Below are 22,462 nucleotides of genomic sequence, written 5' to 3'. Positions count from 1 at the left end.
TGGAAAAGATGCGCACGCCTGCCGGTCAGTGTGACTCAGGCGCTGCGCTGTTCGAATTCCTTCATGTATTCGACAAGCGCTTTGACGCCTTCGAGCGGGACGGCGTTATAAATCGACGCCCGCATGCCGCCGACGGACTTGTGGCCCTTTAGCTGCACCAATCCCCGCGCTTTCGCGCCGGACAGGAAATCTTCGTTGCGCGACTCGTCGGCAAGGAAGAACGGTACGTTCATCCGCGAGCGCGAGCCACGTTCGACCTTGTTGAGATAGAAGCTGCTCGAGTCGATCGTGTCGTACAGCAGCTTCGATTTTTCGAGGTTGCGCGCCTCCATCGCCTGGAGGCCACCCTGGTTCTTCAACCACTTGAACACGAGCCCGGCAATATAGATCGCATAGGTGGGCGGCGTGTTGTACATCGAGTTGTTCTCGGCGACGGTCTTCCATTCGAACGCAGATGGGCAAATCGGCATTGCGCGATCGAGCATGTCCTCACGCACGATCACGACCGTAACGCCCGCCATGCCGATATTCTTCTGCGCGCCGCCGAACAGCACGCCGTACTTGGCGATGTCCATCGGGCGCGAAAGGATATGCGACGACGCGTCCGCTACGAGCGGAATATTGCCGAGGTCGGGAATCTCGAAGGTTTCGACGCCATGAATGGTCTCGTTCGTGCACAAATGCACGTAAGCCGGATCGTCCGACAGTTGCCATTCCGCACGCGCCGGCGCGCGCGTGTAGCCCTCGGCCGTCTTGCCGGTCGCGGCAAGATGCACGCTGCCGTATTTTTCCGCTTCCTTGAACGATTTCTGCGACCACGAGCCGGTGACGACGAAATCCGCCCGCGGTTTCGAGCCGAGCAGGTTCATCGGCACGATCGCGTTCTCGCCGAGGCCGCCGCCCTGCAGGAAAAGGATGCGGTGACTTGCCGGCACTTGCAGCAACTCGCGCAGATCGGTCAGCGCTGCTTCGTGGATCGACATGAATTCCTTGCCGCGATGGCTCATTTCCATCACGCTCATACCACTACCTTGCCAGTTCAGCATCTCGTCGGCTGCCTGGCGCAGCACTTCTACGGGCATGGCCGCCGGGCCGGCGGAGAAATTAAAAACGCGCATGTGAGGTCCTGGAAGCGGGCGTGAAATAACGAAGTCGCGCGGGAATCGGCGAAAAGAACTGCGAAATGGCTCGCCGAAAAAGAAAATGGCCGTCTGCGCCAGTGCGCAAACGGCCATTATCGCATTGTCGCCGCCAACCCGCCACGCCGGGTGGCCCAACGGGCGCGGCGACAGGCCGGCTGGTTAGCGCGGCCTGCGAGCGGAATTTACTTGGCAACCGGCTTGACCGATGCGACTTCCTTGTCGGCCTGGTCACGCGTTGCCTTGATCGATTCCGGCATGTACTTCTGCATCAGACCGTTCACGACGTCGCGGCCAACCTGGTCTTGCACCTGGATGAACTTGCGTCCGGTCGGGCTCTTGTAGAACGTGGTCAGGTCCTTGATTTCCGACACGCTGTAGTACTTCGCGTACGCATCGTACTGAGCTTGCATCGCGTCCTGACGGAAAGAGTCGGTTGCGAAGACCTGGCCTGCCGCGTCCACCAGCTTCGGCACCGCGTTCTTCTGCAGCGTCGGCACGGCGGCCTGCTTCTGCTTGTCCGTCATCGTCTTGTTCTCGGTCAGCGCGTCCGACAGGATTGCCGGCACGAGCTGCTTGGCCTGCATCTGCGCGCTATTGCCGATTGCGCCAACCAGCTTCTGCGCGTCGATGGCGTCGAGCAGGTCCTTGATGGCAGCTTGCTTGGCCGGATCAACCGGTGCTGCTGCGGCAGCCGGAGCTGCGGGCGCCTGGTTCTGCAGCGCTTGAGCCATGGCGAAGGTCGGCACGATGGCAGCCAGCAACATCAGTTGTTTGAATCGTTTTTGCATCATTACTCCCTAAGAGAAATTAACTTGAACCGCACGCCGCACGGGAAAGCGTACCGGCCTGATACGCGTTGACCCGCAGCGTAGCTTCAACGTATTAACTGAGACTGAAAGCCGCTGGCACGGATCAAGCCGCGCCGCCCTCACCGCCGTTATCACCTTCAGCGGAGCCGTCGGAATCGTTTTCCGACTCGCCCTCGGCCTCAGCTACCTGTTGCAGACCGGACAGCTTGGTCCCTTCGTCAAGGCTGATGAGTGTAACACCTTGCGTTGCGCGTCCCATTTCACGAATTTCCGACACGCGCGTGCGAATCAGCACGCCCGTCGTGGTAATCAGCATGATCTGCGCTTCCGAATCCACGAGCGTCGCGGCAACGACCCTGCCATTGCGCTCCGACGTCTGGATCGCGATCATGCCCTTCGTGCCGCGGCCGTGACGCGTGTACTCGGTGATCGGGGTGCGCTTACCGAAGCCGTTCTCGGTTGCGGTGAGCACCGACTGCTGCTCGTCGCCGGCCACCAGCAACGCGATCACGTTCTGGCCGTCTTCGAGCTGCATGCCGCGCACGCCGCGCGCCTCGCGGCCCATCGGACGCACGTCGTTTTCGTCAAAGCGCACTGCCTTGCCCGAATCAGAGAACAGCATCACGTCGTGCTGGCCATCGGTGATCGCGGCGCCGATCAGGTAATCACCCTCATCGAGACCGACCGCAATAATACCCTTGCGCAGCGGCCGGCTGAATGCCTCGAGCGGGGTCTTCTTTACCGTTCCTAACGCGGTTGCCATGAACACGAACTTGTCGGCCGAGAACTCCTTGACCGGCAGCACGACCGTGATCTTTTCGCCTTCCTGCAGCGGGAACATATTGACGATCGGCCGGCCGCGCGAATTGCGCGAGCCCTGCGGCACCTCGTAGACCTTGACCCAGTACACCCGGCCGCGATTCGAGAAGCACAGGATGTGGTCGTGCGTATTGGCGATGAACAGCGTGTCGATCCAGTCGTCTTCCTTCATGGAAGTGGCCTGCTTGCCACGACCACCGCGCTTCTGGGCCCGATATTCGGACAGCGGCTGCGATTTCACGTAGCCCGCGTGCGACATCGTCACGACCATTTCCTGCGGCGTGATCAGGTCTTCGGTGTTCAGTTCGGTCGCGTTCAACTCGATCTTCGAGCGACGCGCATCGCCGAATTCGGCCTTGATCGACGAGAGTTCGTCGACGATGATCGCCGAAATGCGTTCCGGGCGAGCCAGAATGTCCAGCAGGTCAGCGATCTGCGCCATCACATCGCGGTATTCGCCAATGATCTTGTCCTGCTCGAGACCGGTCAGGCGCTGCAGACGCATCTGCAGGATTTCCTGCGCCTGGGTATCGGACAAACGGTAGAGGCCATCGGCCTGCATGCCGAACGACGGGTTCAACCCCTCCGGACGATATGCTTCGCGACCGCCCGCCGACGCGTTATCCGTCTCGGCGCGCGACAGCATTTCGCGCACGAGCGACGAATCCCACGAGCGCGACATCAGTTCCTGCTTGGCGATAGGCGGCGTCGGCGCGGCCTTGATGAGCGCGATGAATTCGTCGATGTTCGCGAGCGCAACCGCGAGACCTTCGAGCACATGGCCACGTTCGCGCGCCTTGCGCAGCTCGTAGACGGTGCGCCGCGTCAGCACTTCCCGGCGATGCGACAGGAAGCACGTCAGCATTTCCTTCAGATTCAGGAGCTTCGGCTGACCGTCGACGAGCGCGACCATGTTCATGCCGAACGTGTCCTGAAGCTGGGTCGCCTTGTACAGATTGTTCAGCACGACCTCGGGCACTTCGCCGCGCTTGAGCTCGATCACGACACGCATGCCGCTCTTGTCGGATTCGTCGCGGATGTCGGAGATGCCTTCGAGCTTCTTCTCGTTGACGAGCTCGGCGATACGCTCGAGCAGCGAGCGCTTGTTCACCTGATACGGCAATTCGTCGACGATGATTGCCATGCGCTGGCCGCGGTCAATTTCCTCGAAGTGCGTCAGCGCGCGCATCACAACGCGGCCGCGACCGGTCCGATAGCCGTCGCGCACGCCGGCCACGCCGTAGATGATGCCGGCGGTCGGGAAGTCGGGTGCGGGGATGATCTCGATCAGCTCGTCGATCGTCGCTTCCGGGTTTTTCAGCAGATGCTGACACGCGTCGACGACTTCGTTGAGGTTGTGCGGCGGGATGTTGGTCGCCATGCCGACCGCGATGCCGGACGAGCCATTGATCAGCAGATTAGGGATGCGCGCGGGTAGGATGGCCGGTTCATTCTCGCTGCCGTCGTAGTTCGGCACGAAGTCGACCGTTTCCTTGTCGATGTCGGCCAGCAGTTCGTGGCCGATCTTCGCCATGCGGATTTCGGTGTAACGCATCGCCGCGGCGTTGTCGCCGTCGACCGAACCGAAGTTCCCCTGGCCGTCGACGAGCATGTAGCGCAGCGAGAAGTCCTGCGCCATCCGTACGATCGTGTCGTAGACAGCAGTGTCGCCGTGCGGATGGTATTTACCGATGACGTCGCCGACGATACGCGCCGACTTCTTGTAGGCGCGGTTCCAGTCGTTGTTCAGCTCATGCATCGCGTACAGCACGCGCCGGTGCACCGGCTTCAGGCCATCGCGGACATCGGGAAGCGCTCGCCCTACGATCACGCTCATCGCGTAATCGAGATACGAACGGCGCATTTCCTCCTCAAGGGAGATTGGCAGAGTCTCTTTGGCGAATTGATCCATTATCCGTATCTTTTACGTGCGAAGGCGGGGGTTCGCCGCAACTTCGCGTAAGCATTGCAGGCGCAACGCATCACGCGATTCTAACATGCCACGCATCCGCGCCCGACGCAGGTACGTATACATATTAGAGGGGCACCCGCCAACACCTCGCCGATCGCGCAATTTCAGGCTTACCAGGCTCGATTCCTGCGTAGGGCCAATTCCCCGCTCAGCCAGAGCCGGCGGACCGCTCAGACGAAAACATTTGTTGCGCATGCACCACATTTGGACGGGGATTTGAATGGGGGCAGATTTTTTTTTCGTCGGAGGGGAACGATATGGCAAAATGCCAACGCACAAAGAGTCGGACACTGCTCGAAGTCTATACAGCCGGTTTTTGTTCCGCACCAATGTTATACTTCGAGCAATGTATGACTGGTCATCCGTCAACAGGCTCGCAGTAAACCTGCGGTAATCTCAATTTCGAGAGGAGAAATATGAATAAACTTTCAAAGCTCGCGTTCATTGCAGCTACCGCAGTTATGGCTGCATCCGCCATGGCGCAGTCGGTGCCGGCGTCGCGACAAGCTACCAACGACAACTGGGTGAATGGTACTGGCGAATACGTGTGGATGAACGGCACGAACGAGCTTTGCTGGCGCGATGCATTCTGGACGCCCGCAACGGCTAACGCCAAGTGCGACGGCGCTCTGGTTGCTCAGGCTCCGACCCCGCCGGCACCGGTCGCTCCGGCTCCGGCAATCTCCAGCGAAAAGATTACGTATCAAGCTGATGCGCTGTTCGACTTCGACAAGGCAATCCTGAAGCCGGCTGGCAAGGAACGTCTGAGCGAACTGGCATCGAAGATCCAAGGCATCAACCTCGAAGTCGTCGTTGCTACGGGCCACACCGACCGCATCGGTTCGGACGCTTACAACGACCGTCTGTCGCTGCGTCGTGCTCAAGCTGTGAAGGCCTTCCTGGTCAGCAAGGGCGTCGAAGCCAACCGTATCTACACGGAAGGCAAGGGCCGCCGCAACCCGGTTACCACCGGTTGCAACCAGAAGAACCGCAAGCAACTCATCGCCTGCCTCGCACCGGACCGCCGCGTGGAAGTCGAAGTTGTGGGTACGCCGAAGCAGTAAGCTGGAAAATTACCGCAGTATCGAAAGCCCCGCTTCGGCGGGGCTTTTTTTATGTGCGGGTGCCGCAACGTGGCGTGATGCGCGGCGGAGGAACACCCCGTTCCGCTACTAGCGGCTCGCAGCTCGGATTGGCAGCCGCTCGCTGGCGCGCTTTTGCCGCTCTTTCTCTTGCCCTATATACTCAGAGTTTATCCTCGAGCGTCCGCTCACCGCTTTCATCGAGGCAGCCTCCGCCATGACCAACGCCGATCCCCACGAACTACAGAAATTCAGCGACCTCGCGCATCGTTGGTGGGACCCGAACGCCGAATTCAAACCACTGCACGAACTGAATCCGATTCGCCTGCGCTGGATCGACGCCCACGCGCATCTCGCCGGCAAAAAGGTGCTCGATATCGGTTGCGGCGGCGGCATCCTGTCGGAATCGATGGCAGGCTTGGGCGCGCATGTTAAGGGCATCGACCTGTCGACGCAGGCACTCGGCGTCGCCGATCTTCACAGTCTTGAAAGCGGTGTAACCGTCGATTACGAAGAAATCTCGGCCGAGGCGCTGGCCGCGCGCGAACCGGGCACCTATGACGTGGTCACCTGCATGGAAATGCTCGAGCACGTGCCCAGGCCGGCCGCGATCGTCGAGGCCTGCAAAAATCTCGTGAAGCCAGGCGGCTGGGTGTTTTTCTCCACGCTGAACCGCAACGTGAAGTCGTATCTGTTTGCGGTGATCGGCGCCGAATACATCGCACGAATGCTGCCGAAAGGCACGCACGACTACGCGCGCTTCATCCGCCCGTCCGAACTCGCCGGCTTCGTGCGCGCTGCCGATCTGCGCACGGCCGACATCAAGGGCATCGTGTACAACCCGCTCAGCAAGCATTTCGCGCTGTCGTCCGACACAAGCGTCAACTACATGCTCGCCTGTCGCCGCGACGCCTGACCTGCCAGAACCGCCCCGATCCGCCGTATCCGAAACGAACAATGAGCGACCCGACTCCCCTGCCGCAACGCGAAGACAACGACGACACGCTCGGCTTTTGCCTCGCCGTGCTTTTCGACCTCGATGGCACGCTTGCCGACACGGCGCCCGACCTCGCGGCCGCCGTCAATAAAATGCGCCACGACCGGGGACTCGAGATGGTGCCGCTCGAGAAGCTGCGCCCGCTCGCCTCGGCCGGGGCGCGCGGACTGATCTGCGGCGCGTTCGGCATCGGGCCCGATCATCACGAATTCGCATCGATGCGCGAGGAGTTTCTCGCGAACTACGAAGCGGACCTGTGCATCGAGACGACGCTCTTTCCTGGCATCGCGGAAGTGCTCGATGAACTCGACGCGCGCGGCGTGCGCTGGGGCATCGTCACGAACAAGGTCGCGCGGCTCACCGAACCGCTCGTCGCGCAACTCGGGCTCGAGGAGCGCGCCGGCTGCGTGGTGAGCGGCGACACGACCCCACATTCGAAGCCGCACCCCGCGCCGCTGCTGCACGCGGCGCGTGAGCTGGACATCGCGCCGGAACGCGTCGTTTATATCGGCGACGATCTGCGCGACGTGCAGGCCGGTTTTGCTGCCGGCATGAAGACCGTCGCCGCCGCGTACGGCTATTGCGGCAATGACATTCCGCCGTCACGGTGGCACGCGCAACACGTGGTGGAGTCGACGGCCGAGTTGCAGACGCTGCTGCGCGACATTGTCTGACCAAGTCCGGCCAGCCAATGCGTGCGACGCGTGCCGTCGATCTATTGTAAAATCTCCTTTGGCTCACATATGTGAGCAACGAACCGCGGGGGCGACCTGGTTTCGACAGGGGTTGCGAAGCGGCTAGGGCATGTCGAGGACCCGTCACCTCGTTAATCAATGGGAAAAACGTAACTGCAAACGACGATACGTTCGCACTGGCAGCCTAAGGGCCGCCGTCCTCTGCCTAGTTCACTGACGGGCTAGTGTCGCAAGACCGGTAGCAATGCCGACAGAGGTCATATACGTCAGTTAAGCCTTGGCGGCGTCACGACGTCCGGGTCGAAAATCTAGTGAATCGCCGTAGCGCAGCGTGTTCGTCCGCGTCGCTGCGGTTAAATCAAAAGACAGAACTAAACATGTAGAACTGGTCGTAGAGGACTTCTGGACGCGGGTTCGATTCCCGCCGCCTCCACCAAACACCTGGCACGTTCGCAATGAACGGCTCCGAAAAACCCCGGTAGCTTCACGCTGCCGGGGTTTTTTATTTTCGGTACCGTCCGCGACCAACAACATGACCCGGTAGCACCACCGGCTGCATGAGCAACTGGCCGGCGGCGGCGGCGCCGACCGACAAGCCGTCGGACGACTGGACTCTAATCCCGAACTCGGACGGCAAGCAGCGATGGGCGTACAAGGGCCATCCGCTGCACCACTACGCGGCCGACAAGCAGGCCGGCGATGCAAAGGGGACGGCTTCAAGGACACAGCCGGTCCGCAAACTGCGCCACCATTGCACCGGCCATAAAGCACAACGCCGGCCCCAAGGCCGGCGTTGCGTCAAACCTCGAAGCTCGGGCGAAGCCCGCGCCGTTCCTTAGTCGTCCTTCGGGCACTGCAGATTGCAGCCGCTCGGATCGCCCATGTCACCGCGCTTGCGCGCTGCCGATCGTTTGCCGTGCTGATACTTGTCCGACGGCGCGGACGCGGCGAACGGCATCTGCGGATGCTCGTTGAGGCGGAATTCATCGTTCAGGATGCCCCCCGGCACGCCAGGCGAGTTTTGCGCGTAAGCGACGGAGACGGTGGCACAGAGCACACCAGCCGCGGCAGCGGCGGCGCATGCGTGGAAAAGAGCTTTCATGTTGGTTCGGCGCGGCTTGCCGCGCGGTTTGAGCGGATACGAAGCCAAGAGAGTAGCCGAAACCGGCTTGCCGCGCAGCAGCGCGCGCCGAGCGCCATCGAGTTTCTGATTACGAGCTCTTACGCCGCCGTTAAGCTAGCGCGCCGCCGAGCCCCTCGTCGACATCGACGAGCCTGCCGCAGTCGCACGGATCGTAGCCGGCGAGCTGCTCGACACGATGGTGAAACGCGCTGCCGCGCAACAGATTGATCACCGTCGCGAGCGGCGCGCGTGACAGGTGCGCGCGGTCGCATGCGAAGTAATAGTCCTCGTCGACGATCGGAATGAAGTCGAGCCCGAAATGATGCGCGGCGGGCTGCACGCCGAAGCCTATGTCCGCCATGCCGCTCGCGACGAACGCCGCGATCGCGGAGTGCGTCAGCTCGGTCGACGCATAGCCGTTCACGCGGTCTGGGTCCACCCCGATCTGTCGCAACGAAAGATCGAGGAGCATCCGCGTGCCCGAGCCGGGCTGGCGGTTGACGAAACGGATGTCGTCACGCGCCAGATCGCCGAGCCCGCCGATTCCCTTGGGATTGCCCTTGCCGATGAAGAGCCCTTGCTTGCGGCGGGTCAGATGCACGAGCACGTGGCGTTGCGGATCGAGCCAGCGCCGGTAGGTATCGGCGCACACCGCGCGAAACTCGCCGAGCGGCAGGTGAAAACCCGCCAGATCGCACTCGCCGCGCGCGAGCGCGCTGACCGCGTCGGCGCCGTCGCGGTACTTGATCTCGACCGGCAGGTCGTTGGCGACCAGTGCCGTTACGAGCGCGGCCACCGCATAACCGTGCGACGCGTGGATGCGCACGTTATCGGTGGGGGGCGCGAGCCAGCGGTTCAGATCGCTCGCCACTTCGCTCGCGAGCGCCTGCAGATTGCCGTCGAGCCGCTCACCGCAGAGCCGTTGTCCACGCAGCACCGCGTGCCCGAGGTCGGACAAGACAGAGCCGCGCCCCCGCTCTTTCGCGATCAGCGGACCACCAAGCCGCTCCTCGATGCTGCGCAGCAAACCCCACGCATGCCGGTAGGACAAACCCTTAAGCGCGGCGGCCTGCGCAATGCTGCCTGATTCATCGACAAGCGCGAGCAGCGGCACCACGTCAGACAGGCTGGCCTCGCGGCCGTCCGCACCCTTCACGACCAGCTCGACCTGACATTCGATCCTGACCATATATGTTTGACCGTTTCCTATTGCACGCGCCGGTTAGCCCGCCTATCTTTCGGCTATACCATATCGAATAAGCGAAGCATACGTGCACGTATTATGAATAACAAGTGCATATATCGCTTTGGAGGAGCCCCCACTTTGGACGATTCTCTCGCCACGGCGCCGGATCAGCTCGTGCAACGACACGCGCAACCGGGCCGCACGCTCATGACGATCCTGCATGCGATCCAGGACGAACTCGGCTTTGTGCCACCTGCCGCAGTCGGACCGCTCGCCCGCGCGGTGAACCTGTCGCGCGCGGAAGTGCACGGCGTCATCACCTACTACCATCACTTTCGCACCACGCCGGCCGCGCCCGTCACGGTACAGCTGTGCCGCGCCGAAGCATGCCGCAGCATGGGCACCGAGGCGCTCGCCCAGCACATCGAGGCGCACACGGGTTGTCGCTTTGACACCGGTCACCATGACGGCGCGACGGTAGAGCTTGAATCGGTGTACTGCCTCGGCCAATGCGCGCTGTCGCCGGCGATGATGCTGAACGGCACGCTGCACGCACGCGTTACGCCACAGAAATTCGACGCGCTGCTCGCCGCAGCCAGCAAACGCGTGGAGGTGCCGGCATGACGCGCATCTATGTTCCGCGAGATTCGTCGGCGCTTGCGCTCGGCGCCGATGCGCTGGCCGAAGCCATCGCCAGCGAAGCCGCGCGCCGCGGCATGGCGATCGAACTGATCCGCAACGGTTCGCGCGGGTTGCTGTGGCTCGAACCGCTGGTCGAAGTCGTGACGCCCGAAGGCCGCATCGGCTATGCGAATGTCGACGTGGAAGACGTCGCTGCGTTGTTCGACGCGGGCTTCGTCGACGGCGGCGAGCATGCGCGGCGCGTCGGCGTGGTCGACGAGATTCCGTATCTGAAGAAGCAGCAGCGCCTGACCTTCGCGCGGATCGGCATCACCGACCCGCTGTCCATCGACGACTACGTCGCACACGGCGGCCTCGAAGGCCTACGCAACGCGCTGCAAACCGACGGCGATGCCGCCTGCGAAGCGCTGATCCTATCCGGCCTGCGCGGCCGCGGCGGCGCGGCCTTCCCGGCCGGCATCAAGTGGCGCACGGTGCGCGGCGCGAAGGCCGCGCAGAAGTACGTCGTCTGCAATGCCGACGAAGGCGATTCGGGCACCTTCTCCGATCGCCTGGTGATGGAAAGCGATCCGTACGTGCTGATCGAGGGCATGATCATCGCGGGCATCGTGACTGGCGCAACCGTCGGCTACATCTACGTGCGCAGCGAATACCCGCACTCGATCGCGACGCTCGAAGCGGCCATCGCCCGCGCGCGCACAGCCGGCTGGCTCGGCGACAGCGTGCTCTCGAGCGGGCAGCGCTTCGAGCTGTTCGTCGCGAAAGGCGCGGGCTCGTACGTGTGCGGCGAAGAAACCGCGATGCTGGAATCGCTCGAAGGCAAGCGCGGCATCGTCCGCGCGAAGCCGCCGGTGCCCGCCCTCGTCGGTCTCTACGGCCAGCCCACCGTGATCAACAACGTGATCACGCTCGCCACGGTGCCGATCATCTTCGCGCGCGGCGCGGCGTTCTATAAGGACTTCGGCATGGGCCGCTCGCGCGGCACACTGCCGTTCCAACTGGCCGGCAACATCAAGCGAGGCGGCCTCGTCGAACTCGCGTTCGGCGTGACATTGCGCCAACTGCTCGACGACTTCGGCGGCGGCACCGCGAGTGGCCGACCGGCGCGCGCAGTGCAGGTCGGCGGTCCGCTCGGCACATATTTGCCGGAAAGCCAGTGGGACATCCCGATGGACTACGAAGCGTACGCGGCAGTCGGCGCGGTGATCGGCCACGGCGGTCTCGTCGTGCATGACGACACGTCGAACCTGGCCGAGCTCGCGCAATACGCGATGCACTTCTGCGCGCTCGAATCGTGCGGCAAATGCACACCGTGCCGGATCGGCTCGACGCGCGGCGTCGAAGTGATCGCGCGGATTCGTAATGGCGATACCTCGACGCGTCAGGTGCAACTGCTGCGCGATCTGTGCGACACGATGGTGTCCGGTTCGCTGTGCGCGATGGGCGGCATGACGCCGTTCCCGGTGCTGTCCGCGCTCGATCATTTCCCTGAAGACTTCGGTCTCGCCGCCGATCCCACTGCCGACCACGCCAGCAAAGCGGCCGCGGCCTGACACGAGGAGTTCACCATGTCCGACCAGTTCAACTCTCCCGTCCCCCTGGGGGGCGGCTGCGGCTCAGGCAACTGCGCGTGCAAGTCGCAAGCCATCGCACGCGCCGCCAACCCGTTCGCCGACGACACCGACTACGGCACCCCCGCGCGTCACTCGGACGTCGACGTGACGCTCGAAATCGACGGCCAGGCGGTGACCGTGCCCGCCGGCACGTCGGTGATGCGCGCAGCGGCCGAAGCCGGCGTCAACGTGCCGAAGCTGTGCGCGACCGATTCGCTTGAACCGTTCGGCTCATGCCGTCTGTGTCTGGTCGAAATCGAAGGACGGCGCGGCTATCCGGCCTCGTGCACGACGCCGGTCGAAGCCGGCATGAAGGTGCGCACGCAGACCGACCGTCTGCAGACGCTGCGTCGCAACGTGATGGAGCTGTACATCTCCGATCATCCGCTCGATTGCCTGACCTGCCCCGCCAACGGCGACTGCGAACTGCAGGACATGGCCGGCGTGACGGGCTTGCGCGAAGTGCGCTACGGCTTCGACGGCGAGAATCACCTGAAGGACAGGAAGGACGAATCGAATCCGTACTTCACGTACGACCCGTCGAAGTGCATCGTCTGCAATCGCTGCGTGCGCGCGTGCGAGGAAACCCAGGGCACGTTCGCGCTGACGATCACCGGACGCGGCTTCGAATCGCGCGTCGCGGCGAGCGAGAACCAGCCGTTCATGGAATCGGAGTGCGTGTCGTGCGGCGCGTGCGTGGCCGCGTGCCCGACCGCGACCTTGCAGGAAAAGACCGTCGTGATGCTCGGCCAGCCCGAGCACTCGGTCGTCACCACCTGCGCGTATTGCGGCGTCGGCTGCTCGTTCAAGGCCGAGATGAAAGGCAATCAGGTCGTGCGCATGGTGCCGCACAAGAACGGCCAGGCCAACGAAGGCCATGCGTGCGTGAAGGGGCGCTTCGCGTGGGGGTACGCGACGCACAAGGACCGCATCAAGAAGCCGATGATCCGCGCGAAGATCACCGACCCGTGGCGCGAAGTCAGCTGGGACGAAGCGATCTCGTACGCGGCATCGGAGTTCCGTCGCATCCAGGCGAAGCATGGGCGCGATTCGATCGGCGGCATCACGTCGTCGCGTTGCACGAACGAAGAGACGTACCTCGTGCAGAAGCTCGTGCGCGCCGCGTTCGGCAACAACAACGTCGACACCTGCGCGCGAGTCTGCCATTCGCCGACCGGCTACGGCCTGAAGACGACGATCGGCGAATCGGCGGGCACCCAGACGTTCGCCTCGGTCGATAAGGCCGACGTCATCATGGTGATCGGTGCGAATCCCACCGACGGCCATCCGGTGTTCGCCTCGCGTCTGAAGCGGCGCGTGCGCGAGGGTGCGAAGCTGATCGTCGTCGATCCGCGTCGGATCGACATCGTCGATACGCCGCACGTGAAGGCCTCGCATCATCTGCAATTGCGGCCCGGCACCAACGTCGCGATCGTCAACGCGCTCGCGCATGTGATCGTCACCGAAGGCCTGCTCGACGAAGCGTTCATCGCCGAGCGCTGCGAAACGCGCGCGTTCGAGCAGTGGCGCGATTTCGCCGCGCTGCCGGAGAACTCGCCGGAGGCGACCGAAGCGGCAACCGGCGTGCCCGCGCAACAGGTGCGCGAAGCCGCGCGCATCTACGCGAGCGCCGGCAACGCCGCGATCTACTACGGCCTCGGTGTCACCGAACACGCGCAAGGCTCGACGATGGTGATCGGCATCGCGAACCTCGCGATGGCGACCGGCAACATCGGCCGCGAAGGTGTCGGCGTGAATCCGCTGCGCGGCCAGAACAACGTGCAGGGCTCGTGCGACATGGGCTCGTTCCCGCACGAGCTGCCCGGCTATCGGCACATCGGCGATCCGCTCGTGCGCACGCAGTTCGAAAACGCCTGGAACGTCACGCTGCAACCGGAACCGGGCCTGCGCATTCCGAATATGTTCGACGCCGCGCTGCACGGCAGCTTCAAAGGCCTGTACTGCCAGGGCGAGGACATCGTGCAGTCGGACCCGAACACGCATCATGTGGCGGCGGCGCTGTCGTCGATGGAATGCATCGTCGTGCAGGACATCTTCCTGAACGAGACCGCCAAGTACGCCCACGTGCTGCTGCCCGGCTCGTCGTTCCTCGAAAAGGACGGCACGTTCACCAATGCCGAGCGCCGCATCTCGCGCGTGCGCAAGGTGATGCCGCCGCTCGGCGGGTACGCGGACTGGGAAGTCACGCAGCTGCTGTCGCGCGCGCTCGGCTACGAGATGGACTACACCCATCCGTCCGAGATCATGGACGAAATCGCACGGCTCACGCCGACCTTCCACGGCGTGTCGTTCCAGAAGATCGACGAACTGGGCAGCATCCAGTGGCCGTGCAACGAGGACGCGCCCGACGGCACGCCGACGATGCACGTCGGTACCTTCGTGCGCGGCAAGGGCAGGTTCGTGATCACGAAGTTCATCGCCTCGCCTGAGAAGGTCACGCGCAAGTATCCGCTGCTGCTGACGACCGGCCGCATCCTGACGCAGTACAACGTCGGCGCGCAGACGCGCCGCACCGACAACTCGCTCTGGCATGACGAAGACCGGCTCGAACTGCATCCGGACGATGCGGAGGAACGCGGCATCAAGACCGGCGACTGGGTCGGCATCGAATCGCGCGCGGGGCAGACCGTGTTGCGCGCGAAGGTGACGGAGCGCATGCAGCCGGGCGTCGTCTACACGACGTTCCACTTCCCCGAATCGGGTGCGAACGTGATCACGACCGACAGCTCCGACTGGGCGACCAACTGCCCCGAATACAAGGTGACCGCGGTGCAGGTGATGCCGGTCGAGCAGCCGTCGCAATGGCAGAAGGACTATTCGCGCTTCAGTAGCGAACAGCTCGATCTGCTGAAACGGCGCGAGCAGGCCGATTCGGCCGCGGCCGTTACCGCGGGCAAGTGAGGCGAGCGATGGACAATCGGAATCTGATCGACATGGCGAACCGGATCGGCGACTTCTTCGAGTCGATGCCCGACCACGAGGAAGCGCTGACCGGCGTCGCCGAACACATCCGCCGCTTCTGGGAGCCGCGCATGCGTCGCGCGCTGCTCGCAACCCTCGACGAAGCGCCGGACACCTATGACATCGCGCTAACGAACTTCACGCGCGAGGCGATCGTCAGGTATCGCGAGAAGTTGACGCCGGCCCAGGCGTCGGCGGCTTAGGCTTAGACTTAGGCCATTTTCCCAACCACCGTGGCACGGCGGCGAAATCCGCTGGCGCGCAGCAGGCGACCCTGATCACAGCGTCGCCTGCTCGTGTATCTCTCCCCCCACCGCAAACCACGCCTCGCAGTGCCGTACGAGACCGTGCAGGTCCGAGCCGGTGCGTCCGCGCGCGCTGATATAGCCGTCGGGTCGCACCAGATAAAACGACGGCCGCGTACGCCCATACGATTCGGACAGCGCCGGGCCGCCGTCGCCGCTCGTATCGGTGACGCGCCAGATCCGCACCGCGTTCGGCAGCAGCCGCTCGACCTCGGCGGCGAGCTTTTCCAGCTCCGGGTCCGGCGGCGCCGCATGCTTCGCGGCCGGATCGAGCGGCGTGCCGTCGACGGGCAGCGGCGGCACCAGCAGAAACAGCGAGAAGAACGCCGGATCGTGCAGATCGAAAATGCAGCCGACGCCCGGCGCGCGCCCGAGCGGACCGTCGACGACATGCACCAGCGCATCCGGCGCGCGCTCGCCCGCGCGCGGGCCGCCGTCGAGCACGCGTTCGAGCGTCAGCGGACTGCGCCGGTACTGGATCGCCAGCTCGCTGATGGTCGCGCGCGCGGCATCGCGCAGCGGCCCGAGCGCGGCCAGCACCGGCATCACGCGCTCGCGCAGCAGCTTCAGCGGACCGTGATCGGCCTCGGCCATTTGCGTGATGAAGCCGGTCTGCCGCAGCACCTCGCGCTCGATCGGGTGCCGTTCGGCGTGGTACGTGTCGAGCAGGCGATCCGGCGCCGCGCCGCCGATCACACGCGCGAGCTTCCAGCCGAGATTGAGCGCTTCCTGGATGCCGGTGTTCATGCCCTGCGCGGCCGCGGGGCTGTGCACGTGCGCGGCATCGCCGGCGAGGAAGATGCGGCCCACGCGCAGCCGATCGACCATCCGGCTATTCACGTGGAAATACGCCGACCACGCGAGATCGGACACGGCGACGCGCTCGCGCACGCGTCGCGCAATCAGCGCCTTGCATTGTTCGAGCGACGGCACTGCGGGGGTGGCGGGCGGGGCGGCGGCGCCGGACGGCTCGACCGCATGATCGGCGATCAGTCGATGACGGCCATGGCCCATCGGAAACAGCGCGACGAGACCGTCGCCCGACGCGAAGATATGGAACTCGTCGTCGGGCCAGTCGGTTTCCGCGTGCAGGTCAGCGAGCAGGAAGGTCTGCTCGAAGGTCTTGCCCTCGAAGTTCAGGCCGAGGCGATGGCGAATCGAGCTATGCGCGCCGTCGGCGGCGATCATGTATGACGGGCGCATGCCTTCCGTACGGCCGTCCGCGCGGCGCAGGGTCGCCTGAATGCTCGCGGAGCCTTGCATGAACGCCATCAGTTCGACGCCGCGCTCGACCTTCACGCCGAGCGTCGCCAGATGCTCGGTCAGGAGCCGCTCGGTCACCGACTGGTCGAGAAACAGCAGATAGGGATAGCGCGTGTGCAGCGGGTCGAAATCGAGCTGCGCAAGCCGCATGCCGTTCGAAAACAGATTTGCGACGCGCGCTCGATGGCCGAGTTCGAGAAACGGCTCGATCAGCCGATGCTGCTCGAGCAGCTCGAGCGTGCGTGCCTGAATGCCGATCGCGCGCGAGTAAGGGTTCGGCTGCGGCGCCTTGTCGATCAGACGCACGGGGATGTGAGCACGCGCGAGACTCATCGCTGCGGCAAGTCCAGTGGGACCGGCCCCGACGATCAGCACCGGCGACGCGTCGTAGGCGGCAGCGTCCATGCGGAACTCCGGAGGCAACAATGCGTTCAGTGTACGCCGCCGCCCTCGCGCACACCGGTGCGCTGCATCAATCGCCCAGAAGGGACGCCGCGGCGCTGCAGAGGCCCCTGCGAGCCGCGCAAATCCGGGCCCCTTGCGCAAGTATGGGAAAATGCGGCCCAGTCTGATTGATCCGAATGCCCTCCCCGTCATGCAACCTGTATTTGACCGCGCGTTCGCGGCGCATCGTGACGGCCGCCTCGACGACGCCGAACGCGGCTACCGCGCCACGCTCGACCACGACCCCAGCCATGTCGATGCGCTGCATCTGCTCGGCGTGCTGCGCCACCAGCAGGGCCAGCACGCCGAAGCCGCGGCGCTCGTGCGGCGCGCGGTCGACCTGCGCCCCGAAGACGCGGCGCTGCAGCTGAACCTCGGCAATGCGCTGAAGGCGCTCGGCCAGATCGACGCCGCGATCGAGCAGTTCCGCAACGCGCTGACGCTCGCGCCGACGTTCCCGATGGCGCACTACAACCTCGGCAACGCGTACGCGTCGCTGGGCCGTCACGAAGACGCCGCCGATGCGTTCGAACGCTCGCTGCGCCTGCAGCCGGATGACGCGTCGTCGTACAACAATCTCGGCAATGCGCTGCACGCGCTCGGCCGTCACGCGGACGCGATCGCGTCGTTCCGGCGCGCGCTCGAACTGCGCCCCGGTCACGCCGGCGCGCTGAACAACATGGGCATGTCGCTGAACGCGCTCGATCGGCCGAACGAAGCGGTGCCCTGCTTCGAGGCCGCGCTCGCCGCCGAGCCGCGCTTCGTCGCCGCGCACTTCAACCTCGCGAACACGTTCGATGCGACCGGCCGACATGCGCAGGCGGTCGCATCATTCGAAGCGGCGCTGCGGCTGCAGCCGAACCTGCCGCCCGCGATCTACGGCATGGGCAACGCGCTCGCGGCGCTCGGCCGGGCCGAGCAGGCCTTGCCGTATCTGGAGCGCGCGGTCGGGCTCGACCCGCAATTCGCGCTGGCGTGGCTCGCGCTCGGCACCGCGCACCAGGCGCTCGGCGCGCACGCGGCCGCGGTGCGCGCGCTCGATCAGGCGCTGCGGCTGCGCCCCGACCTCGCGTCCGCGCATATGAACCGAGCGCTCGCGTGGCTTGCGATGCGCGACTTCGAGCGCGGTCTGCCCGAATACGAATGGCGCCTGCAAACCGTCGCGCAACCGGCGATCCAGACGCTGCCGCGCTGGCACGGCGAGTCAATCGACGAGTACACGCTGCTGATCCATGCCGAACAGGGTTTCGGCGACACGCTGCAATTCGTGCGCTTCGTGCCGCTCGCCGCGCAAAGCGCCGCGCGCGTCGTGCTCGAAGTGCAGCCGCAGTTGGTGCCGCTGCTCGCGCCCGTCGCGCAGGCATGGCGCGTCTCGCTGATCGCGCAAGGTCAGCCGCGCCCCGCCGCCGATCTGCAGATTCCGCTGCTGAGCCTGCCGCTCGCGCTCGGCACGCGCTACGACACGATCGAAGCGCGCACGCCCTATCTGAGCGTGCCGCCGGCCTATCGCCGCAAATGGCGCGGCTCGCTCGGCGGTCAGGCGAAGCGCAAGATCGGGCTCGCGTGGTCGGGGCGCATCCAGCGCAACGAAACCCGCACGATGCCGCTCGCCGCGCTGGAGCCGCTGTTCGCGCTCGACGGCATCGACTGGATCGTGCTGCAGCCCGATCTGTCCGACGACGAACGCGCGGCGCTCGACGCCCATCCGCGCGCGGCCGCGATCCATCGCTTCGACCAACGGATCGGCGACTTCGCGGATACCGCGGCGATCGTCGAGCGGCTCGACGCGGTGGTGTCGATCGACACCTCGATCGCGCACCTCGCCGGCGCGCTGCGCAAGCCGCTGTGGCTGATGCTGCCATTCGCCGCCGACTGGCGCTGGTTCGACGGCGACACGCGCAGCCCGTGGTATCCGGGCGCGACGCTGGTGCGTCAGCCGCGGCCGGGCGCGTGGGATGAAGTCGTCGAAGCGGTCGCCAACGAATTGCGCCACGGGTAGCGACGGCCACGCTCCGCCAACAAGCAAAAACCCCGCTTTCGCGGGGTTTTTGCTTTCAGAACATCGGGCGAACCCGTCAGGCCGCCCGATACTGATTGCGCGCCTCCGGCGTGCGATACAGGAACAGCGTCGCGAGCAGACCGCAGATCGCCGCCACGCCGAGAACCAGACCCGGCGCCGCCTTGTTGTTGGTCACGTGGATCAGCAGCGTGGCGATGGCCGGCGTGAAGCCGCCGATCGTCGTCGCGAGACTGTACGCGAGCGAGAAGCCGGCGGTCCGCACTTCGACCGGCATCACTTCGGTCAGCGCGACGACCATCGCGCCGTTGTAGCAGCCATACAGGAACGAAAGCCACAGCTGCACGGCGAGCAGACGCGCGAACGACGGCTCGGCCACGAGCCATTGCAGCGCCGGATACGCGGTGAGGATCGTCAGGATCGTGAACGCGAGCAGCACCGGACGGCGGCCGATGCGATCGGACAACGCGCCGGACACCGGCAGCCAGATCAGGTTCGAGATACCGACGCAGACGGTGACGACCAGCGCGTCGATCGCCGTCAGCTTCAGCACCTCCTTGCCAAAGGTCGGCGTATAAGCCGTGATCATGTAAAACGACACGGTCGTCATGACGACCATGCCCATGCCGCCCAGCACTACGGGATAGTTCGCCGCCATCGACTTCAGGATCTCGCCCATGCCCGGACGATGCTTGCGAGCCGTGAACTCCTCGGTCTCCTGCAGCGAGCGGCGGATGATGAACAGGAACGGCACGATCAGACAGCCGATCAGGAACGGCACGCGCCAGCCCCACGCGAACATCTGGTCGGCGGGAAGAATCTTGTTGAGCCCCACGCCGATCAGCGCGGCGAATACCACCGCGACCTGCTGGCTGCCCGACTGCCACGAGCAATAGAAGCCCTTGTTGCCCTTCGTCGCGATCTCCGACAGATACACCGACACGCCGCCGAGCTCGGCGCCGGCCGAGAAACCTTGCAGCAGCCGGCCGAACAGCACGAGCACGGGCGCCACGAGTCCGATGGTCGCGTAGCCCGGTATCGTCGCGACCGTCAGCGTGCCGAGCGCCATCAGGCTCAGCGTGAGGATCAGGCCTTTGCGGCGGCCGTGATGGTCGATGTAGGCGCCGAGCACGATCGCACCGAGCGGACGCATCAGGAAGCCCGCGCCGAATACGGACAGCGACAGCATCAGCGACGCGAAATCGCTGCCGCTCGGGAAGTAGGTCTTGGCGATCGCGGAAGCGTAGTAGCCATAGACCATGAAGTCGTACATCTCAAGAAAGTTGCCGCTGACGACGCGGAACACTGTCTTGACCTTGGATTCTTTGGTATTGGAAGCGGCGTGGGTGGCGGTAGACATGACACTCTCGGAGAGGCCCGCCGCCCAGTCGGACGGATCGACGCGGACGGTGACGAGCGGGCAGTTGGAACGATCCACTGCGCTTGGCAAGCGGATCCCGCAGACGGACACGCGGTTATCGATTGGCGAAGCGCGCCCGGGGGCGCCGCATTCCGCTGCCCACTGTGTTCATCCGAGACTAGGGTAAACGCTGAGCTTGATGCGGGGCCGATGCCACGTAATGTTACTGCTGATAAGGTCGCCGCGAAACGCATACAGTTTGCTTACGCGCGACACCTGCGGGCAGCGGTAGACTGCCCGCGCAAGCCATTCAGTTGATTACTCCGATGCAAACCACCCCTGCTCTTTCCCTGCGCCCCGCCACGCTCGAGGACGCCGCGCTGATCGCGTCGATCCACAGCGCCAGCTGGCAGGCGACCTATCGCGGTCTGTTGCCCGACGCGTTCCTCGACGGCGAAGTCACGCGCGAACGCGCCGCCTATTGGGAAGCGCGTCTCGGCGCGCCGGGCGGCGAGCGCCGCATCGTGCTGATCGCCGAATTGGCCGGCGAGCCGATCGGCTTCGTGTGTGTCGAGCGACAGCCGGAGTCCGCATGGGGCGTGCTGCTCGACAACCTGCATGCGCTGCCCGGTTATCAGGGCATCGGCGTCGGCAAGACACTGATGCACGCAGCCGTTGACTGGACCCGCGCGCAAGGCGAGGCCCAGTTGTATCTGTACGTGCTCGAGGGCAACACGGCGGCGATCGGCTTTTACGAGCGGCACGGCTGGCAGTTGGTCGGCGCGGAGCCCGACCATATGGGCGGCGTCGATATCACCGCGCTGCGCTACGTGTACCGGTTGAAGCCCTGAGCATCGCAGTTGAACGCACGTGCAGCGCGCCCGTGATGTCCCCGTTTTCGGAGTCATCTGAAGGGTGGACAAGGTAGTTTCGAGGCACGATATTCTGTCGCCGATGGCTTCATCGGTCCCCTAACAGATTCCGTCCCTGCCTCGCCGGTCGTCCCTGTCACGAGACACCGGAAGAAACCGATGACCAGCACGCCGCTCACCTTGATCGAAGGCGCATTTGCCCTTCCCCCTCTCCGTCCGCTCAATCAACTTTCCGAATCGTTCGGCCGCGATTGGGCGTTGCTGCCCGACGCTCAGTGCTGGCGAGCCGAATTCGATTCGCTGTATGCCGCGCTGCTGCGCACCGTCTGCATCAGGGATCAGCCGTTGCTGTCGTATGGGCAGTGGGTGTCGATCGAGGGCGCGCTGGGCGGCGCGAAGCGTCCGGCCGAGGCTCCGGTCGCGGACGCCACGCAGCATGCCGCGGAAGCGGCGCATACCGCGACGGTGACGCGTCCCGCTATGCAACGGAAGGTGCCTCAGGGTCCAATGCGTATCGCGCTCAAGGCCCGCTCGCCGCGAATCGCGCAACGGCGCTCAGTTTGGAATCGACGTACGGTCGCGGCGAGTGCCGGGGTAATCGGCTGCGTCGCGGCGCTAGTGTGGTGGATCGTCGATCAGCCTCTGGCGCCGCGGCAGATGGCCTCCGAGATGCTGAAGTCGGCGCAGGCGTTGATGCCGCGTCGCGATGCGCCGGTGATGGCCGAGGCCGTCACACCGGCTGCTGTGCTTCCGCCATTACCTGTCGACGTGGCCGCCGCTGCACCCGCGCCCATAGCGGCTTTGCCTCAGCGCAACACCACGCGAAATCCGCGCACGCCGCGTGATGCGATTCACTCCTCGCCTGCGCGTCGTGCGCTTCGCGCGCAAACGCGTCCGCTTTCGGTAAATCGCCATGCCGCAAACGAGTCGTCGCATGAAGCGCGCGTTCGAACCCGGTTCGGCGATGACGAATACGCCGACGTGACGACTTTCGCGATGATGTCTTCACGCGACGCCGCGCCGCTGCCGCGCTCCACCGTGTCGAACGGTCGGCCGGCGGACAGCTCCCAGTGGATGAATCACATATCGCAGCGACGCGTCACCGAAATCCCGGAACAATTCGCGCAATGATCGCCGCC

18 protein-coding genes and 1 other RNA gene are annotated in these 22,462 nt (G+C 64.6%); 12 read left to right on the top strand and 7 right to left on the bottom strand.

Annotated features, from left to right (window positions below; genetic code table 11):
• Window positions 1-35: 35 nt before the first annotated feature.
• The 3 genes from serC to gyrA form a co-directional block, all read right to left on the bottom strand.
• Window positions 36-1,118 (bottom strand): 3-phosphoserine/phosphohydroxythreonine transaminase, encoded by a 1,083-nt coding sequence (gene serC / locus QFZ91_RS19405; protein WP_429568121.1) that lies wholly within the window; start codon window positions 1,116-1,118, stop codon window positions 36-38.
• A gap of 206 nt (window positions 1,119-1,324) precedes the next feature.
• A complete protein-coding gene (locus QFZ91_RS19400) occupies window positions 1,325-1,930 on the bottom strand; it encodes a DUF2059 domain-containing protein (RefSeq protein ID WP_429568120.1) in 606 nt (201 codons plus the stop codon).
• A gap of 124 nt (window positions 1,931-2,054) precedes the next feature.
• Window positions 2,055-4,682 (bottom strand): DNA gyrase subunit A, encoded by a 2,628-nt coding sequence (gyrA, locus tag QFZ91_RS19395; RefSeq protein ID WP_176124350.1) that lies wholly within the window; start codon window positions 4,680-4,682, stop codon window positions 2,055-2,057.
• Between the two features lie 476 nt (window positions 4,683-5,158).
• Between gyrA and ompA the strand changes: the two genes are divergently transcribed.
• The 5 genes from ompA (at window position 5,159) to QFZ91_RS19370 (ending at window position 8,355) form a co-directional block, all read left to right on the top strand.
• Window positions 5,159-5,806 carry an outer membrane protein OmpA gene (gene ompA, locus QFZ91_RS19390; protein WP_026228725.1) on the top strand — a complete coding sequence of 216 codons (648 nt, stop codon included), beginning with the start codon at window positions 5,159-5,161 and terminating at the stop codon, window positions 5,804-5,806.
• Window positions 5,807-6,041: 235 nt separating this feature from the next.
• Entirely contained in the window at window positions 6,042-6,740 is a 699-nt protein-coding gene (ubiG, locus tag QFZ91_RS19385; protein ID WP_176381302.1) for a bifunctional 2-polyprenyl-6-hydroxyphenol methylase/3-demethylubiquinol 3-O-methyltransferase UbiG, read from the top strand.
• Between the two features lie 41 nt (window positions 6,741-6,781).
• Window positions 6,782-7,495 carry a phosphoglycolate phosphatase gene (gph, locus tag QFZ91_RS19380; RefSeq protein ID WP_176124352.1) on the top strand — a complete coding sequence of 238 codons (714 nt, stop codon included), beginning with the start codon at window positions 6,782-6,784 and terminating at the stop codon, window positions 7,493-7,495.
• Between the two features lie 87 nt (window positions 7,496-7,582).
• Window positions 7,583-7,952: a transfer-messenger RNA gene (gene ssrA / locus QFZ91_RS19375) on the top strand.
• A 121-nt stretch (window positions 7,953-8,073) separates the two neighbouring features.
• A complete protein-coding gene (locus QFZ91_RS19370) occupies window positions 8,074-8,355 on the top strand; it encodes a hypothetical protein (RefSeq protein WP_429568119.1) in 282 nt (93 codons plus the stop codon).
• Here QFZ91_RS19370 and QFZ91_RS19365 read toward each other — a convergent pair.
• Both QFZ91_RS19365 and QFZ91_RS19360 read right to left on the bottom strand, forming a co-directional pair.
• Window positions 8,352-8,618 carry a hypothetical protein gene (locus tag QFZ91_RS19365; RefSeq protein WP_176369263.1) on the bottom strand — a complete coding sequence of 89 codons (267 nt, stop codon included), beginning with the start codon at window positions 8,616-8,618 and terminating at the stop codon, window positions 8,352-8,354. The two genes, QFZ91_RS19370 and QFZ91_RS19365, sit on opposite strands and share 4 nt — an antisense overlap.
• 130 nt (window positions 8,619-8,748) lie before the next feature.
• Window positions 8,749-9,828: a substrate-binding domain-containing protein gene (locus QFZ91_RS19360; RefSeq protein ID WP_429568118.1), complete on the bottom strand. Its 1,080-nt coding sequence runs from the start codon at window positions 9,826-9,828 to the stop codon at window positions 8,749-8,751.
• Window positions 9,829-9,963: 135 nt separating this feature from the next.
• Between QFZ91_RS19360 and QFZ91_RS19355 the strand changes: the two genes are divergently transcribed.
• Genes QFZ91_RS19355 through QFZ91_RS19340 form a run of 4 tightly spaced genes read left to right on the top strand, consistent with a single transcriptional unit; the run spans window position 9,964 to window position 15,265 of the window.
• Window positions 9,964-10,449, top strand: a complete 486-nt coding sequence (locus tag QFZ91_RS19355; RefSeq protein ID WP_429568117.1) for an NAD(P)H-dependent oxidoreductase subunit E — start codon at window positions 9,964-9,966, stop codon at window positions 10,447-10,449.
• A complete protein-coding gene (locus QFZ91_RS19350) occupies window positions 10,446-12,020 on the top strand; it encodes a formate dehydrogenase beta subunit (protein ID WP_429568116.1) in 1,575 nt (524 codons plus the stop codon). Before QFZ91_RS19355 ends, QFZ91_RS19350 begins: the two co-directional genes overlap by 4 nt.
• Window positions 12,021-12,035: 15 nt before the next feature.
• Window positions 12,036-15,002 (top strand): formate dehydrogenase subunit alpha, encoded by a 2,967-nt coding sequence (gene fdhF / locus QFZ91_RS19345; protein WP_429568115.1) that lies wholly within the window; start codon window positions 12,036-12,038, stop codon window positions 15,000-15,002.
• An 8-nt stretch (window positions 15,003-15,010) separates the two neighbouring features.
• Window positions 15,011-15,265, top strand: coding sequence for a formate dehydrogenase subunit delta (locus tag QFZ91_RS19340; RefSeq protein ID WP_013090158.1), 255 nt, complete (start codon window positions 15,011-15,013; stop codon window positions 15,263-15,265).
• 75 nt (window positions 15,266-15,340) lie between these two features.
• On the opposite strand, the gene QFZ91_RS19335 is transcribed toward QFZ91_RS19340, so the two are convergent.
• Window positions 15,341-17,035: an FAD-dependent monooxygenase gene (locus QFZ91_RS19335; protein WP_429568114.1), complete on the bottom strand. Its 1,695-nt coding sequence runs from the start codon at window positions 17,033-17,035 to the stop codon at window positions 15,341-15,343.
• Between the two features lie 190 nt (window positions 17,036-17,225).
• Between QFZ91_RS19335 and QFZ91_RS19330 the strand changes: the two genes are divergently transcribed.
• Window positions 17,226-19,073 (top strand): tetratricopeptide repeat protein, encoded by a 1,848-nt coding sequence (locus QFZ91_RS19330; protein WP_429568113.1) that lies wholly within the window; start codon window positions 17,226-17,228, stop codon window positions 19,071-19,073.
• Between the two features lie 76 nt (window positions 19,074-19,149).
• Here QFZ91_RS19330 and QFZ91_RS19325 read toward each other — a convergent pair whose 3' ends face one another.
• A complete protein-coding gene (locus tag QFZ91_RS19325) occupies window positions 19,150-20,451 on the bottom strand; it encodes an MFS transporter (RefSeq protein ID WP_176124363.1) in 1,302 nt (433 codons plus the stop codon).
• Window positions 20,452-20,777: 326 nt separating this feature from the next.
• On the opposite strand from QFZ91_RS19325, the gene QFZ91_RS19320 reads away from it, so the two are divergent.
• Together QFZ91_RS19320 and QFZ91_RS19315 are read left to right on the top strand one after the other, a co-directional pair.
• Entirely contained in the window at window positions 20,778-21,302 is a 525-nt protein-coding gene (locus QFZ91_RS19320) for a GNAT family N-acetyltransferase (RefSeq protein ID WP_176105364.1), read from the top strand.
• A 180-nt stretch (window positions 21,303-21,482) separates the two neighbouring features.
• Window positions 21,483-22,454 (top strand): hypothetical protein, encoded by a 972-nt coding sequence (locus QFZ91_RS19315; protein WP_429568112.1) that lies wholly within the window; start codon window positions 21,483-21,485, stop codon window positions 22,452-22,454.
• Window positions 22,455-22,462: the final 8 nt, after the last annotated feature.

This window comes from Paraburkholderia sp. JPY419, from assembly GCF_050435705.1.
Lineage (GTDB): Bacteria > Pseudomonadota > Gammaproteobacteria > Burkholderiales > Burkholderiaceae > Paraburkholderia > Paraburkholderia youngii.
This window is presented reverse-complemented; position numbering and strand designations above follow the sequence as displayed.

Coding starts and splice junctions, on each gene's coding strand:
- serC (WP_429568121.1), bottom strand. CDS start 1,118: ATGCGCGTTTTTAATTTCTCCGCCGGCCCGGCGGCCATGCCCGTAGAA.
- QFZ91_RS19400 (WP_429568120.1), bottom strand. CDS start 1,930: ATGCAAAAACGATTCAAACAACTGATGTTGCTGGCTGCCATCGTGCCG.
- gyrA (WP_176124350.1), bottom strand. CDS start 4,682: ATGGATCAATTCGCCAAAGAGACTCTGCCAATCTCCCTTGAGGAGGAA.
- ompA (WP_026228725.1), top strand. CDS start 5,159: ATGAATAAACTTTCAAAGCTCGCGTTCATTGCAGCTACCGCAGTTATG.
- ubiG (WP_176381302.1), top strand. CDS start 6,042: ATGACCAACGCCGATCCCCACGAACTACAGAAATTCAGCGACCTCGCG.
- gph (WP_176124352.1), top strand. CDS start 6,782: ATGAGCGACCCGACTCCCCTGCCGCAACGCGAAGACAACGACGACACG.
- QFZ91_RS19370 (WP_429568119.1), top strand. CDS start 8,074: ATGAGCAACTGGCCGGCGGCGGCGGCGCCGACCGACAAGCCGTCGGAC.
- QFZ91_RS19365 (WP_176369263.1), bottom strand. CDS start 8,618: ATGAAAGCTCTTTTCCACGCATGCGCCGCCGCTGCCGCGGCTGGTGTG.
- QFZ91_RS19360 (WP_429568118.1), bottom strand. CDS start 9,828: ATGGTCAGGATCGAATGTCAGGTCGAGCTGGTCGTGAAGGGTGCGGAC.
- QFZ91_RS19350 (WP_429568116.1), top strand. CDS start 10,446: ATGACGCGCATCTATGTTCCGCGAGATTCGTCGGCGCTTGCGCTCGGC.
- fdhF (WP_429568115.1), top strand. CDS start 12,036: ATGTCCGACCAGTTCAACTCTCCCGTCCCCCTGGGGGGCGGCTGCGGC.
- QFZ91_RS19340 (WP_013090158.1), top strand. CDS start 15,011: ATGGACAATCGGAATCTGATCGACATGGCGAACCGGATCGGCGACTTC.
- QFZ91_RS19335 (WP_429568114.1), bottom strand. CDS start 17,035: ATGGACGCTGCCGCCTACGACGCGTCGCCGGTGCTGATCGTCGGGGCC.
- QFZ91_RS19330 (WP_429568113.1), top strand. CDS start 17,226: ATGCAACCTGTATTTGACCGCGCGTTCGCGGCGCATCGTGACGGCCGC.
- QFZ91_RS19325 (WP_176124363.1), bottom strand. CDS start 20,451: ATGTCTACCGCCACCCACGCCGCTTCCAATACCAAAGAATCCAAGGTC.
- QFZ91_RS19320 (WP_176105364.1), top strand. CDS start 20,778: ATGCAAACCACCCCTGCTCTTTCCCTGCGCCCCGCCACGCTCGAGGAC.
- QFZ91_RS19315 (WP_429568112.1), top strand. CDS start 21,483: ATGACCAGCACGCCGCTCACCTTGATCGAAGGCGCATTTGCCCTTCCC.